The sequence below is a fragment of the Pelosinus propionicus DSM 13327 genome, assembly GCF_900114615.1.
Lineage (GTDB): Bacteria > Bacillota > Negativicutes > DSM-13327 > DSM-13327 > Pelosinus > Pelosinus propionicus.
On the sequence record NZ_FOTS01000001.1, the window covers coordinates 155,656 to 169,634 of the forward strand.

The 13,979-nt window shown below is 37.6% G+C and carries 11 protein-coding genes, 4 tRNA genes and 1 other RNA gene; 15 read left to right on the plus strand and 1 reads right to left on the minus strand.

The window, feature by feature from the left end; genetic code table 11:
* Both glyS and BMZ99_RS00740 read left to right on the plus strand, forming a co-directional pair.
* Positions 1–2,061 (plus strand): glycine--tRNA ligase subunit beta, encoded by a 2,061-nt coding sequence (glyS, locus tag BMZ99_RS00735; protein ID WP_090931968.1) that lies wholly within the window; start codon positions 1–3, stop codon positions 2,059–2,061.
* Positions 2,062–2,283: 222 nt separating this feature from the next.
* On the plus strand, positions 2,284–3,114 hold the full coding sequence (locus BMZ99_RS00740) for a pyruvate, water dikinase regulatory protein (protein WP_281246727.1): 831 nt from the start codon (positions 2,284–2,286) through the stop codon (positions 3,112–3,114).
* 35 nt (positions 3,115–3,149) lie between these two features.
* Here BMZ99_RS00740 and BMZ99_RS00745 read toward each other — a convergent pair whose 3' ends face one another.
* On the minus strand, positions 3,150–3,626 hold the full coding sequence (locus BMZ99_RS00745; RefSeq protein ID WP_090931972.1) for an LptA/OstA family protein: 477 nt from the start codon (positions 3,624–3,626) through the stop codon (positions 3,150–3,152).
* Between the two features lie 200 nt (positions 3,627–3,826).
* Between BMZ99_RS00745 and BMZ99_RS00750 the strand changes: the two genes are divergently transcribed.
* The 13 genes from BMZ99_RS00750 (at position 3,827) to BMZ99_RS00810 (ending at position 13,962) form a co-directional block, all read left to right on the plus strand.
* A complete protein-coding gene (locus BMZ99_RS00750; protein WP_090931974.1) occupies positions 3,827–4,822 on the plus strand; it encodes a deoxyguanosinetriphosphate triphosphohydrolase in 996 nt (331 codons plus the stop codon).
* 402 nt (positions 4,823–5,224) lie between these two features.
* Positions 5,225–7,036, plus strand: coding sequence for a DNA primase (gene dnaG / locus BMZ99_RS00755; RefSeq protein WP_090931976.1), 1,812 nt, complete (start codon positions 5,225–5,227; stop codon positions 7,034–7,036).
* A gap of 53 nt (positions 7,037–7,089) precedes the next feature.
* A complete protein-coding gene (rpoD, locus tag BMZ99_RS00760) occupies positions 7,090–8,205 on the plus strand; it encodes an RNA polymerase sigma factor RpoD (RefSeq protein ID WP_007936591.1) in 1,116 nt (371 codons plus the stop codon).
* Between the two features lie 81 nt (positions 8,206–8,286).
* Positions 8,287–8,362: transfer RNA gene (locus BMZ99_RS00765), tRNA-Asn, on the plus strand.
* A 54-nt stretch (positions 8,363–8,416) separates the two neighbouring features.
* Positions 8,417–8,491 (plus strand) — tRNA-Ile (locus tag BMZ99_RS00770).
* 19 nt (positions 8,492–8,510) lie between these two features.
* Positions 8,511–8,585, plus strand: a tRNA-Glu gene (locus BMZ99_RS00775).
* 4 nt (positions 8,586–8,589) lie between these two features.
* A tRNA-Val gene (locus BMZ99_RS00780) sits at positions 8,590–8,665 on the plus strand.
* A gap of 143 nt (positions 8,666–8,808) precedes the next feature.
* Complete coding sequence (locus tag BMZ99_RS00785; RefSeq protein ID WP_090931978.1) at positions 8,809–9,498, plus strand: tRNA (adenine(22)-N(1))-methyltransferase; 690 nt, start codon at positions 8,809–8,811, stop codon at positions 9,496–9,498.
* Entirely contained in the window at positions 9,489–10,607 is a 1,119-nt protein-coding gene (locus tag BMZ99_RS00790; RefSeq protein ID WP_090931980.1) for a Nif3-like dinuclear metal center hexameric protein, read from the plus strand. The genes BMZ99_RS00785 and BMZ99_RS00790 overlap by 10 nt, the downstream gene beginning before the upstream one ends.
* 74 nt (positions 10,608–10,681) lie before the next feature.
* An RNA gene (gene rnpB / locus BMZ99_RS00795) (RNase P RNA component class A) lies at positions 10,682–11,034 on the plus strand.
* Between the two features lie 214 nt (positions 11,035–11,248).
* Complete coding sequence (gene trxA / locus BMZ99_RS00800; protein WP_090931982.1) at positions 11,249–11,572, plus strand: thioredoxin; 324 nt, start codon at positions 11,249–11,251, stop codon at positions 11,570–11,572.
* A 220-nt stretch (positions 11,573–11,792) separates the two neighbouring features.
* Positions 11,793–12,791, plus strand: coding sequence for a putative heme d1 biosynthesis radical SAM protein NirJ2 (nirJ2, locus tag BMZ99_RS00805; protein WP_090931984.1), 999 nt, complete (start codon positions 11,793–11,795; stop codon positions 12,789–12,791).
* Positions 12,792–12,864: 73 nt separating this feature from the next.
* Positions 12,865–13,962: a hydrogenase small subunit gene (locus BMZ99_RS00810; RefSeq protein WP_090931986.1), complete on the plus strand. Its 1,098-nt coding sequence runs from the start codon at positions 12,865–12,867 to the stop codon at positions 13,960–13,962.
* The last annotated feature ends 17 nt before the right edge of the window (positions 13,963–13,979 follow it).

Here is a 13,979-nt window from a genome sequence, read left to right on the forward strand (position 1 = left end):
ATGGCAAAAGATTTATTATTTGAAATTGGTACGGAAGAAATTCCTGCAAGATTTATGTCAGGAGCTTTAAGTCAGCTTGAGAATATTGCTAAAACTAAATTTGATGAACTTAGAGTAGGCTATAGGGATATTCAAGTATTAGGGACTCCTCGACGATTAGTATTAATTGCGAGAGATGTAGTAGAGGAACAAGCTGATAAGAATAGTGAAAATAAAGGCCCTTCTGTAAAGATTGCATTTGATGCAAATCGTCTGCCAACAAAAGCTGCTCAAGGATTTGCCCGAGGGCAAGGTGTCGATCCAGCTGATTTGGTGGTAAAAGACGGATATGTATATGCTCTTGTCCATGAACTGGGTAAACCTGTCACGACCTTATTGCCTGAGATCTTAGGCAATATTATTGATAGTCTTAATTTTCCCAAGAACATGCGATGGGCTGAATTTGATAGAAAGTTTGTTAGGCCTATCCGTTGGATAGTCGCGCTTTTTGGTGGCGAGATCATTCCTTTTACTATTACAGAAGTGTCAACAGGGAATGCGACTCGTGGTCATCGTTTTTTAAGTAAAGGTGAATTAATTGTAAATTCTGTGGATGATTATTTTGCTGTATTGCAGGAAAATTACGTTATGGTGAATCAAGAAGAGCGACGCAGCGTTATTCGTGCACAAGTTCAGGAAATTGCCCTAAGCCAAGGTGGTACTGCGGCAATTGATGAAGATTTATTAGAAGAAGTAGTATATCTTGTAGAATATCCGACAGCTCTTTGTGGAAGATTTGAAGAGAAATATTTATCATTACCTCCAGAGGCTATTATTACGCCTATGCGCGAGCATCAGAGGTATTTTCCTGTGGTCTCAAAAGACGGAAAGCTTTTACCTGTATTTATTACGATACGTAATGGCAATGCCGACCATATTGAGATTGTTCGTCATGGTAATGAAAGGGTACTCAAGGCAAGATTAGCCGATGCTCAGTTCTTTTTTGAGGAAGATAAGAAGATAAAATTAATTGATCGATTAGATAAGCTTAAGACGATTGTTTTTCAAGAGGGATTAGGCACTGTTTATGATAAAACCATACGTATTGAACAGCTTGCCTTAGCAATTGCAAAATTTATAGGTACTGAACATGTAAATGGAATTATTGAACGAAGTGCCAAACTAGCAAAAGCCGATTTGGTAACAGGGATGGTTTGCGAATTTACCGAATTGCAAGGGACTATGGGTAAAGAATATGCATTGTTAAATGGAGAACAACCTGAGGTAGCTCAAGCAATATTCGAACACTATTTACCCCGCTTTGCAGGTGATATCTTGCCGGAAAGTGTAGCAGGAAAAGTGATTAGTATTGCTGACAAATTGGACAATATCGTAGCGACTTTCAGTCGTGGTCTAATACCAACTGGTTCTCAAGATCCTTATGCATTAAGACGCCAGGCATTAGGAATTGTTAACATCTTAATTGATAGCAGCTATCATGTTTCTATGGATGCGATACTGGTTCAAACTATGGATTTGCTAGAGATTGTTCCTGAAAATCGAGAGAAGTTGCTCATGGAAATTCAAGAGTTTTTCCGCTTGCGAATTAAAAATGTTTTGACGGATGAAAATATACGTTATGATATTGTTGATGCTGTAATGAGCACTAGCATAGATGATGTATATGATACTTGGCTGAGAGCTAAGGCTATGTCAAATCATAGCGGCAGCAGTGAAATGCAGAAAGCTGTGCAAGCATTCACTCGGGTTGGCAATTTAATCAAAAATGTTATAGATGTTCCAGCAATTAATGCAAGCTTATTTACAGCAGATGAGGAACGTGTTCTTTATTTTGCTTATAAAGATGCATATGAAGACATTCAAAGTATGGCAAAAAGAAAAGACTATTATGGTATACTCAATGTAATGATCAGGATGACTGGGCCAATTGATGCGTTTTTTGGTGCAGTTATGGTTATGGTTGAAGATGTAGCCGTTAAAAACAATCGTTTGGCATTGCTCAAAGGAATTACAGATCTTACTGCTAATATAGCAGACTTAAGTAAAATCGTAGCTTTATAAATATATGTAAAAGAGCCTGTACAATGGATGCAGGCTCTTTTACTTTTAGCAAGTAATAATTATCGTTGTTTGTTGGCAAAATGTTATAAAGAGAGTGTTTAAGAAGAGGATTTTGTAGGATTTTAACGTATTATATATGTAATTTGGAATTATCTTTTTTATTAAGTAAAATATGCAATACAATTATGTATAGGAGGGAGCGTCATAGGTAAAACATCAGTCATTTATGCTTTATCGGATTCTATTGGTGAAACAGCGGAAATGATCGCTAGAGCCACAGCAAGTCAATTTAAAGCTGGTGCGTTTGAAATTATTCGTATTCCTTATATTAATAGTACCGTCCAAATTGCAAGAATTTTAGAAGATGCAGCAAATTATACGAGTGTAATTTGTCATACTATTGTAGGACGCGAATTAAGAGAAGCGTTATTAGAACAGGCACAGCGTTATAATATTCCTACGATTGATATTATGGGGCCAATGATAGATGCTGTGCAGCATGTATCGGGATTTGTGCCGCAATTAAAGCCAGGGTTGGTTCATACCTTGGATCAAGCTTACTTTAAGCGAGTTGCAGCAATTGAATTTGCGGTAAAATATGATGATGGAAAAAACCCTGACGGGATACTAAAAGCCGATGTTGTACTAGTTGGAGTATCGCGTACCTCAAAAACACCCTTGAGCATGTATCTGGCTCATAAAGAACTGCGGGTTGCAAATGTGCCGATGGTACCTGAAGTGGCTCCACCAAAAGAATTATTCGAAATTCCTACAGAAAGAATTGTCGGCTTAATTATTGATCCTGCCAAATTAAATAATATTCGAGCGGAACGATTGCGTTCTATGGGATTAGACCCGGAATCCTGTTATGCTGATTCTACACGAATCAAAGTGGAAGTAGAATATGCTAAAAGTATTATGCATAAATTAAACTGCCCTATTATTGATGTATCGAATAAGGCAATTGAAGAAACCGCCAATAAAATTATGGAATTGATCTGTAGCAAAAAACAAACTAATATCTTTGGTGTGGATTATTGCTCGCAAATATAAAAAAGCCTCCGGTGAAAATCCGGAGGTTTCTTTTCTTACAAGAATGTGTCAGTTATTATGTTATATTTTACTGTATCTGCAGACCAAGAGTTTCCATTTTGTTGAATTTGTACATTGTCAGTAAATTGGGCATTTTTATCTCGCCAGTTGTAGTCAACGCGATTAGCTATAACATTTAGATTTGTTCGAGTGAAATGTACGTTTCCTTCGACGATGGCTCGGTCTTGAGCGCCATATACATAGACACTATCGGCGGTGAAAAAAATATCATCCTGCTTTACTGTAATATTGCCATTTCCCCATACTTCTAATGATCCCATATTAACTTTTGCTTGATCTGCAGTAATCACACGGTTTTTAACTTCTATGTATACATTTCCATTTAATACATATAAACCGGTATTAATATCAAAGTATTGCTGATCAGCAGTAATAGTGGGTTTCGCAGCAAGAGTAGTTGCTGTAAATAACAGCATTAACAATAAAGTAAGTATGAAAGTTTTAGTTTTCATAATAATCTCCTCTCGTGTAAGTAAACCATACACCAATCCTTATTAATATTATATCAGATTTTGAAAGAAAATGGAGGTGTAAATGCTTGGTATGCTGAAAGAGTATATGAGATTTATTCCTTATTAAACCTAATAATGAGGTAAAACATATTTCATCTTAAAAAGACTAAGATAATGGAGTAATATGCGGAGGGGATATTATGAATATACGTGAACGTATTGAGGAACAAGAATATAAGATGTTATCATCCTTTGCCAGTAAAAGTAGAGAAGCAATACGGGACAAAGAAGAAGAGGCATGTGAGTTTCGAACAGCTTTTCAGCGCGATCGTGACCGTCTTATCCATAGTAAGGCTTTTCGCCGATTAAAGCATAAAACCCAGGTTTATATTTCGCCTGGCGATCATTATCGCATGAGAATGACTCATAGTCTAGAGGTCTCGCAAATATCTCGGACCATTGCACGAGGATTAATGTTAAATGAAGATTTAATTGAAGCCATTGCTTTGGGACATGATGTTGGACACACTCCTTTTGGTCATGTTGGTGAGTATGCTTTGCGTGAAATTATTGGCCGTTATCATCATAATGAACAAAGTTTAAGAGTTGTAGAACATCTCGAACGGAGTGGTCGAGGATTAAACTTAACATTGGAAGTAAAAGATGGCATATTAAACCATACGGGTGTAAACAAGCCTTTCACTCTAGAAGGAAACGTTGTACGAATTGGCGATCGTATTGCTTATTTATGCCATGATTATGATGATGGTATTCGGGCAGGCATGATCAGAACTATTGATTTGCCAGAGCAAGTTGCAAAGACATTAGGAACAAACCCGTCAAATATGATTACTGTAATGGTTTCTGATATGATTCGGTCTTCTGAGGGACATAATGAAATATGTATCTCGGCTATAGTAAAAAATGCTATGGAAGAATTTCGTGAGTTTATGTTTCGAAAAGTATATCATTCAGCAGATTTGGAGCCTGATCGAAAAAAAGCAAAATATATCATTCAAAAACTATATGAGTACTTTACCGTGCATCCTGAAAGTTTACCACGGGAATTTTTAGAACGTGAGAGTCTCTGGGGTTTGGATGCAACTATTGTTGATTACATCGCAGGTCTGACAGATAGTTATGCGATTCATCTCTTTGAAGAGTTATTTATTCCGGCAAAGTGGATTGCCCGATGATTTTTAAAATTGTTATCAAAAAAAATATTAGTTGTCAAGAGGGAAAAGAGGATATTTATAAGTTATATTGAATACTATTGTTTATGAAAGAAAAATAGATAAAGTTATATCCTAATTTGAAGCTCATTCTAATATCTTCAATAGTATGAAATAATAAGTACTATGGTGCATGAATCTTATAGCAGGATTATGGGAATTTGTGTAGAAATAAATCACAAATCAAAAGTAGTTTTTCTTTTAATCATATTGGATATGCTAGTATTAGCAGGAATATGGGAAAAAATCGCGAAAACAGGAAAACAGGATATTCTTATATCTTAGCTCGAAAGTTATTTTAGTAGGAATATTTATTCTTGAAAAATAACGGGCTATATGGTTATAAGTAAGTTAAAAGGTGAGTTTATGAAAGACGGGATTTATGATGAATTTATTGATAGGTTGCGTTCGGAGAGTGATATTGTAAGCATCTTATCAGATTATGTCCCTTTAAAAAAGAAAGGGAAAAATTATTGGGGCTGTTGTCCATTTCATCATGAGAACACTCCTTCATTTTCAGTAACACCTGACAAAGGTTTTTTTTATTGTTTTGGTTGTCAAAGTGGGGGAAATGTATTTAATTTTTTAATGAAAATTGAAAACATAAGTTTTTTTGATGCAGTAAAAATATTGGCGCAAAAAATGAATATTCCTTTGCCCGAAAAAGAGAAAAGTTCGAGAGAACTGGCAAGGGAGCGCGAGAATAGCAAATTATACCGTGTCAATGAAATGGCTAGGGAGTTTTTTTATGCTTGTTTGACAAAAACTGTTTATGGCAAAAAAGCAAGAGAATATTTGAATTCCCGTGGCGTTACAGATGATGTCATTGAACATTTTAAAATTGGCTTTGCTCCTCCTGCTTGGGGTAAATTGGTAAATGCTTTTTTAGAACGTGGTATAGATCAAGAGACTTTGCTAAGATCTGGTCTAATTGTAGAGAGAAATTCTGGTGATGGTGTTTATGACCGGTTTCGCAGTCGTGTAATATTTCCTATTGCTGATGCTCGGGGCCGGGTAGTTGGTTTTGGGGGAAGGGTGATTGATGATAGCCAACCTAAATATTTAAATTCACCAGAAACCTCTGTTTTTAATAAAAGATATATTTTGTTTGGTTTCGATGCTGCGCAAAAGTTTATTAAGGAATCAGGGCAAGCTATTGTAGTAGAAGGTTACATGGATGCTATTACCGCCTATGCCTTTGGTATTCGAAATGTTGTGGCATCATTAGGAACAGCCTTTTCTCCTGAACAGGCTAAATTATTGCTTCGTAATGCTAAAGATATATTTTTTGCTTATGATAGTGATGCTGCCGGGCAAAATGCTACAATGCGAGCTTTAGCAATTCTACGAAATTTAGGTGCAAATGTGAGAGTTATTTTGATCCCTGATGGGAAAGACCCAGACGAATTTATTCGCAAACATGGAGCTGAGGCTTTTCAATCGCTCATCGCAGAAGCATCTGATATTTTAGAGTATCAAATTAAGCAAGCTTTTCAAAGCATAGATTATAGCGGTCTAGAAGGTAAAGTTGCTGTTGTATCAAAAATAGTACCTATTTTGGCAGAAGCGGATAACGCAGTAGAAGTAAATGCACATATTGCTTCTATTTCACAGACGCTGGCAATTGATGAAAGTGCCATACGCAGCGAAGTTCGTAAATTTTTGTTTCAACAACAAAAGGATAAAAATGTAAATAAAGGGAAGAATATATCTAATATGTTGGTTGTAAAGCAACCTTCAATCGCATTAGAACAAGCTGAAAGCCATATTATTCGATTAATGTGTGGGAATAGCTCTCTTATACCATATATTAAAGAAAAACTGTCTATTGAAGAAATACAAGGAGAAAATAGACGCGAAATAATTAATTTAATATTTAAAGAGTATAATATGGGAAAAGATATTACAGATACTGCTTGGACAATGATGCTAAGTGAAGCAGCAAATGCAGAATTATCTCATATTATGCTAATTGATATACAATATAGTGATACTGATAATATCAAAATGGTTGATGATTGTATAAAAAATATGCGCCTAACAAATTTAAAGTTTTTATATGAACAGCACCGATTAAGGGCTGATGAATTAGAACGTCTGGGGGATAGTGGTTTTCTGCAAGCATTAGCAGAAAGTCAGCGAATAAACGATGAAATTAATAAATTGCGCAACTTATAATTCCAAAAGAAACTACGCCTTGATTGGAGTGGCCAATGGAGGAGGGGAGTAAAATGACAGAGAAAAAGATGATATCAAATGAATTTGTAACTAAATTGGTAAATAAAGGTAAAAAGCAGGGTGGCGTGTTAACTTATAGTGAAATCATGGATACTCTCCAAAGTGAAGATTTATCTCCTGATGAAATTGAAGAGATTTATGAAGTCTTTTCTAGTAAGGGGATTGAGATAGTTGATGAGCTTCCTGATGATACTGAAAGACATGATGAACCTGATGTAGCAGAAGTAGAAGAAGTGACTCCAGAAGAAGTAGATATTGATTTAACAATTCCAGAAGGTATTAGTATTGATGATCCGGTTCGGATGTATCTTAAGGAAATTGGTAGAGTACCTTTATTGACAGCTGATGAAGAAATTAAACTAGCGCAGCGTATGGAAGAAGGCGACGAGGAAGCAAAACGGCGATTGGCAGAAGCTAATCTGCGCTTAGTTGTAAGTATTGCAAAACGTTATGTTGGGCGTGGAATGCTATTCTTGGATTTAATTCAAGAAGGCAATTTGGGTTTAATTAAAGCCGTTGAAAAATTTGACTATAATAAAGGTTATAAGTTTAGTACCTATGCTACGTGGTGGATTCGCCAAGCAATCACAAGAGCAATTGCGGACCAAGCTCGGACGATCCGTATTCCAGTGCATATGGTGGAGACAATTAATAAATTGATACGAGTGTCTAGACAATTATTACAAGAATTAGGACGCGAGCCTCAGCCAGAAGAAATTGCAAAAGAGATGGATATCAGCGTTGAGCGTGTAAGAGAAATTATGAAAATTGCTCAAGAGCCAGTATCTTTAGAAACACCGATTGGCGAGGAAGAGGATTCTCATTTAGGCGATTTTATTGAAGATCAGGATGCACCAGCTCCTGCTGAGGCTGCTTCCTTTATGCTCTTAAAAGAACAATTAGAAGAAGTGCTAGAAACTCTTACTCCGCGAGAAGAAAAAGTTCTCAGATTGCGGTTTGGTCTTGATGATGGGCGAGCGCGTACACTAGAAGAGGTGGGGCAGCATTTCGGTGTTACTCGTGAACGTATTCGCCAAATTGAAGCAAAAGCTCTTAGAAAGTTACGTCACCCTAGTCGTAGTAAGAAATTAAAAGATTTCTTAGAGTAATAGTAAGTTTAATATTATTTCTTTAAAAAAGTTGTTGACGTAACATTGGTATTGTATTATAATAGTTAATGTTGACGACATTCCTCGATAGCTCAGTTGGTAGAGCAATCGGCTGTTAACCGATCGGTCGTAGGTTCGAGTCCTACTCGAGGAGCCATCTTATACAGATTACAAACAGGCTTTCTATAGAAAACCTGTTTTAATATCTCTAGGGCCTATAGCTCAGCGGTAGAGCAGCCGGCTCATAACCGGCTGGTCCCTGGTTCGATCCCAGGTGGGCCCACCACTTTATAGTAAATATTTTTGGCCCGTTGGTCAAGCGGTCAAGACACCGCCCTTTCACGGCGATAACGGGGGTTCGATTCCCCCACGGGTCACCATAATGGGCGATTAGCTCAGCTGGGAGAGCGCCTGCCTTACAAGCAGGATGTCGGCAGTTCGATCCTGTCATCGCCCACCATTTAAGAATAAAATGCAAAGCATATGCTTTGCATTTTTTTACTATAGAGAAAATGTTGTTTAAATTATTTTTGATTTGATTGCAAAGATGGAATTTTAGTATAATAAGAAGAATTATAATAGCAATGATGAGGTGACTGCAATTTGAAACTTGTAGGAAGGTTGGCGGCCTTAGCGGCATGTGTGCCTCAAGGAGCTCGTATAGCTGATATTGGTACGGATCACGCATATTTGCCCATTGAATTAGTAAAAAAAGATATCGTTGCTTTCGCTGTAGCTGGTGATGTTCATAATGGCCCTTATAAAGCTGCTAAAGAGCATGTGGAAGATTTATCGCTGGAAGGAAAAATTTCTGTACGGTTAGGCGATGGATTAGCAGTACTTTCTCCATTAGAAGTAGATACGGTTGTTATTGCTGGTATGGGGGGGCAAACAATTATCGAGATATTAAAGAACCAGTGCGAAATTGTTAGATCTCTTAAACGCCTAATATTACAGCCTATGGTGGGAGCGGCAACTGTACGGCGTTGGTTATGTGCAAATGATTGGTATGTACTAGAGGAGCAATTAGTCCAAGAAGAGGGAAGACTATATGAAATCATTGTGGCAGAGCAAGGAGATTCTCCTTCTTATGAGCCTGTCATGTATGAAATTGGGCAAAAGCTATGGGATGAAAAGTCCCCGCTGTTACTATTGCATATTGACCAATTGATTTCTCAGGCTAAGCGTATCGTAAGCGAAATGGAATGCAGCAGCAATGCGAAAAGAAGCCTTAAATACCATGAATATGTCACGCGATTAAAACAATTGGAGGATAAGCGGCGATGTCTGTAAAGTGTCAGGTAATTATAGAGGCAATGGATAAAATGGCCCCTAGGAGTTTAGCAGAGGATTGGGATAATGTAGGGCTGCTAGTTGGCAGTTCGGCCCAGACAATTCATAAGATACTAATTACTTTAGATGTAACAAAGGAAGTAGTGGAGCAAGCTATAAAAGACGATATTGACTTAATCATTGCTCATCATCCTGTTATATTTAAGAGTATTTCTGCCATAAGGACAGATTTACCACAAGGGCAAGTTTTATCTGCTTTAATAAAAGCAAATATTGGAGTATATGTTGCTCATACGAATCTTGATATTGCCTCTGGAGGTGTGAATGATGTATTGGCAGATCTATTTCAGTTGTGTGATGTACGCCCCCTCACAGATAATTCTAGGGGAAAACTTTATAAATTAGTCGTATTTGTTCCGGAAACTCATCGAGAAATTGTTGCAGATGCGATAATGACTGCTGGAGCAGGGCATACTGGTAATTATAGTCATTGCAGTTTTGCAACTAATGGCATCGGTACATTTTTGCCTTTAAATGGTTCGAAACCATTTCTTGGAGATGTTGGCAAGTTGGAGCGTGTACAAGAAAGTCGCTTAGAAACGATTATGTCAGAGAAAATTTGCAAAGTGGTTGTTAAAGCAATGCTAAAAGTACATCCTTATGAAGAGGTTGCTTATGATGTATATCCGTTGATGAATTCTGGAGAAAAATTAGGACTTGGGCGTGTTGGAAAGCTTGCGAGTCCTATCGTGCTTGCAGAGTTTGTTAAGCAGGTCAAACAGGTGCTGGGAGTATCTGCTGTAAGTGTAGTGGGAGAACAAAATAAGTTGATAAAAAAAGTAGCGGTATGTGGTGGCGCTGGCGCTGGCTTATTGCATAAAGCTGCATTTGCTGGAGCGGATGTCTTAGTAACGGGAGATGTAAAATATCACGAGGGACAAGATGCTGCTGCCCTTGGAGTTGCAATGATTGACGCTGGTCATTTTGCTACCGAGCAGCCTGTGTTGTCTTATGTAGCAGAATATCTTAGCAAATGTGCTGATAAAGCAAAGTGGTCTGTGGAGATTAAAGTTGACGACATCAATCAAGACGTCTTTTGGAATTATTGAAGAAGGTATAAGATAGTTGACGAAATTGTTTATATATGATATAATAAATTTCTTGTTAGTTAAATATAATATTGTGAGTAGGAAAGATGATCGCGGATGCCCATAAAGCATACGAGGAAAGTCCGAGCTCCATAGGGCAGGGTGCTGGATAACGTCCAGCGAGGGTGACCTTAGGGAAAGTGCCATAGAAATGTAAACCGCCAGCTATGCTGGTAAGGATGGAACGGTGCGGTAAGAGCGCACCAGCAGTCAGGTGACTGACTGGCTAGGTAAACCCCACCTGGAGCAAGACCAAATAGGGAAGGGATGAAGCTGCCCGCTGAACCTTCCGGGTTGCGTCGCTAGAGCTGTCGGGTAACTGCCAGACTAGATAGATGATCATCACCGTGTAAGCGGTACAGAACTCGGCTTATTGATTACTCACAACTTTATGAAAATGAAACCTTTTCTATGTTCAATATAGAAAAGGTTTTTTATTAAAAAAACAAATAATAATTATTAAATAAAAATTTAATCGATATAATAAAAAGTATTTAATGAGTATTGACTTTTAATTCGATATTTTCTATTATATAAGTAAGATAGTAATGAAAATTCAATAATGGTGAAATAATAAAATAAAATATATTGGAGGTTACATAATGAGTGTTCTAAATATTACAAGTGAAAGTGATTTTAAAGAAAAATTATCTCAACCAGGTAAACCTGTACTTGTAGATTTCTGGGCGTCTTGGTGCGGGCCATGTAAAATGGTTGCTCCGGAACTTGAAGCTGTTGGATCAGAGTATGAAGGCAAAGCTGTTGTTGTCAAGGTCAATGTGGATGAACAGCAGCAACTAGCTAGTGAATACAATGTTATGGGAATTCCTACTTTGCTTCTCTTTAAAGATGGTATAGAAGTTAATCGCATTGTAGGATATCGGCCACGTAAAGATTTAATGGATGCGATTGATAAGGTTATCTAAACTTTAAAAGAGGCTTCAAATGTCGAAGTCTCTTTTTTTTGCAATCATATCATATATTGTAGAAATTTATATTGTCTAAATCTTATTAATTTGCGATAATATGAAGAGGAATAGGAACATCCTATTTATAGTATGCCTAATTCTTATTGATATTGCGTGCGTAATTTATTATTAACGAGTATACTGTATTATAAATTCGTTATCCCGAAAGGAGTTATATATGATTATCTCATGGAATACTACTCAGGTCTGTAATATTAGCTGTCTTCACTGCTATCGTGATGCAGGAAAGAAAAGACCTGATGAATTAAGTACAGAAGCAGGTAAAAAATTATTAGATGAAATGAAACGTGCTGGCTTTAAAATTATTATTTTAAGTGGTGGCGAGCCTTTGATGCGTCCTGATATTTATGAGTTAATTTCTTATGCTAAAAGTATTGGATTAAGACCAGTTCTTGGTACAAATGGAATCTTAATTACTAAGGAAGTAGCTGTAAAACTAAAAGAAGCTGGACTTGGAGCAGCTGGAATCAGCCTTGATAGCCGCGATAAAAATGTGCATGATAAATTTCGCCAATCCGAAGGAGCTTGGGATAAAACGATTGCAGCGATGAAAGCTTGTCGTGAAGTAGGACTTCCTTTTCAGATTCATACAACTATCACAACTTGGAATGAAAAAGAAGTGACCGATATTACAGATTTAGCTGTTGAAATAGGGGCAATGGCTCATCATATTTTCTTTTTAGTTCCTACTGGTAGAGGAAAAGATATTGAAGATACAACACTAAAGACCGAGCAATATGAGGCTGTATTAACACGGATTTTGGAAAAGCAAAAAGAGGTACCGATTGAACTTAAACCTACCTGTGCTCCTCAGTTTATGCGTATTGCAAAAGAACGAAATATCCCAATGCGTTTTACTAGAGGTTGTTTGGCAGGCACGGCTTATTGTGTGATCTTGCCGAATGGTGATGTACAAGCTTGCCCTTATTTACCGATCAAAATTGGTAATGTTAAAGAAACTGATTTTGATGTAATATGGCGTGATAGTGAGATGTTCAATCGATTGAGACATGAGCCGCTAAAAGGTGGTTGTGGAACCTGTGGTTATGATGGTATATGCGGTGGCTGTAGGGCTCGAGCATATTATTACTATGATGGCGACTATATGGCAGAAGAGCCATGGTGTAATCGTGGCGTTCGCGAAGAGAAGAAATAAAACTTTTATCTGCGTTTATTTAGACTTGGCGCATAGATGCCAAGTCTTCTTGTAAAATGAGAGGGGGATAATTGTGAAAGATGTGGAATCTTTATGGGATTTATTTCAAAAAAGAAATGTAAGCCGACGAAACTTCTTAAAAACTTGTGTTACGATAACTGGGATTTTAGGGTTATCACCAAGTCTGATTTCGGACGTGGTGTCTGCTGCAGAGAAGCAGCCGCTAGTCCCCGTTATTTGGTTGCATGGACATGAGTGTACGGGTTGTGATGAAGCCTTTATTCGCTCTCAAAGTCCATTTGCTTCAGATGTTCTTTTAAATATGATTTCTATGGAATACATGGATGTTTTGGCTGCTGCTGCTGGCGAGCCGTTAGAGCATCATTTGCAAGAGGTTATGAAGAAATATAATGGTAAGTATTTGTTGGCAGTGGAAGGCGCAGTGCCTTTAAACGACGATGGCATCCATTGTATGGTTGGGGGTAAAACCTTTGTACATAATCTTAAAGAGGTAGCTAAAGGAGCTGCTGCAATTATTGAAGTTGGTTCATGTGCGGCTTGGGGAGGGATTCAGGCTGCTAAGCCAAATCCTACTAAATCTGTATCTGTTAGTGATGTTGTTAGTGGGAAAACCATTATAAAAGTTCCGGGATGCCCGCCGATTCCAGAAGTGATTACGGGTGTGATTATGCATTACACATTATATGGACAGATTCCACCTCTTGATAGCAAAGGTAGACCTAAACAGTTTTTTGGTAATCGAATTCATGACACTTGCTATCGTCGTCCTTTCTTTGATTCGGGTATGTTTGTGGAAAAGTTTGATGATGCGGCAAGTAAAGCTGGTTGGTGCTTATACAAGGTAGGGTGCCGTGGACCAGAAACTTACAATTCATGCGGAAACTTGCGTTGGTGGAATGGGCTTTCTTATCCGATCCAATCAGGTGCACCTTGTATAGGTTGTTCTGCTAATAATTTTTGGGATAATGATCCTTTTTATAACCGTATGCCTAACATACCGGTTCCTAATACAATTGTGAATGCTGATCAAGTGGGAATCGTAGCAGCGGGAGCACTGACGGCTGGAGTTATTATTCATGGCGCACTTTCAACGATTCAACATAAAAAGCATCATAAAGAAACCCATGATACAGAAAAAGATAATGAATAAAGTTTATATGTGTGAGG

Bases quoted from the DNA above. Each gene is read 5' to 3' on its own strand.
- BMZ99_RS00745 (WP_090931972.1), bottom strand. From the start codon at position 3,626: ATGAAAACTAAAACTTTCATACTTACTTTATTGTTAATGCTGTTATTT.
- glyS (WP_090931968.1), top strand. From the start codon at position 1: ATGGCAAAAGATTTATTATTTGAAATTGGTACGGAAGAAATTCCTGCA.
- rpoD (WP_007936591.1), top strand. From the start codon at position 7,090: ATGACAGAGAAAAAGATGATATCAAATGAATTTGTAACTAAATTGGTA.
- nirJ2 (WP_090931984.1), top strand. From the start codon at position 11,793: ATGATTATCTCATGGAATACTACTCAGGTCTGTAATATTAGCTGTCTT.
- dnaG (WP_090931976.1), top strand. From the start codon at position 5,225: ATGAAAGACGGGATTTATGATGAATTTATTGATAGGTTGCGTTCGGAG.
- trxA (WP_090931982.1), top strand. From the start codon at position 11,249: ATGAGTGTTCTAAATATTACAAGTGAAAGTGATTTTAAAGAAAAATTA.
- BMZ99_RS00750 (WP_090931974.1), top strand. From the start codon at position 3,827: ATGAATATACGTGAACGTATTGAGGAACAAGAATATAAGATGTTATCA.
- BMZ99_RS00790 (WP_090931980.1), top strand. From the start codon at position 9,489: ATGTCTGTAAAGTGTCAGGTAATTATAGAGGCAATGGATAAAATGGCC.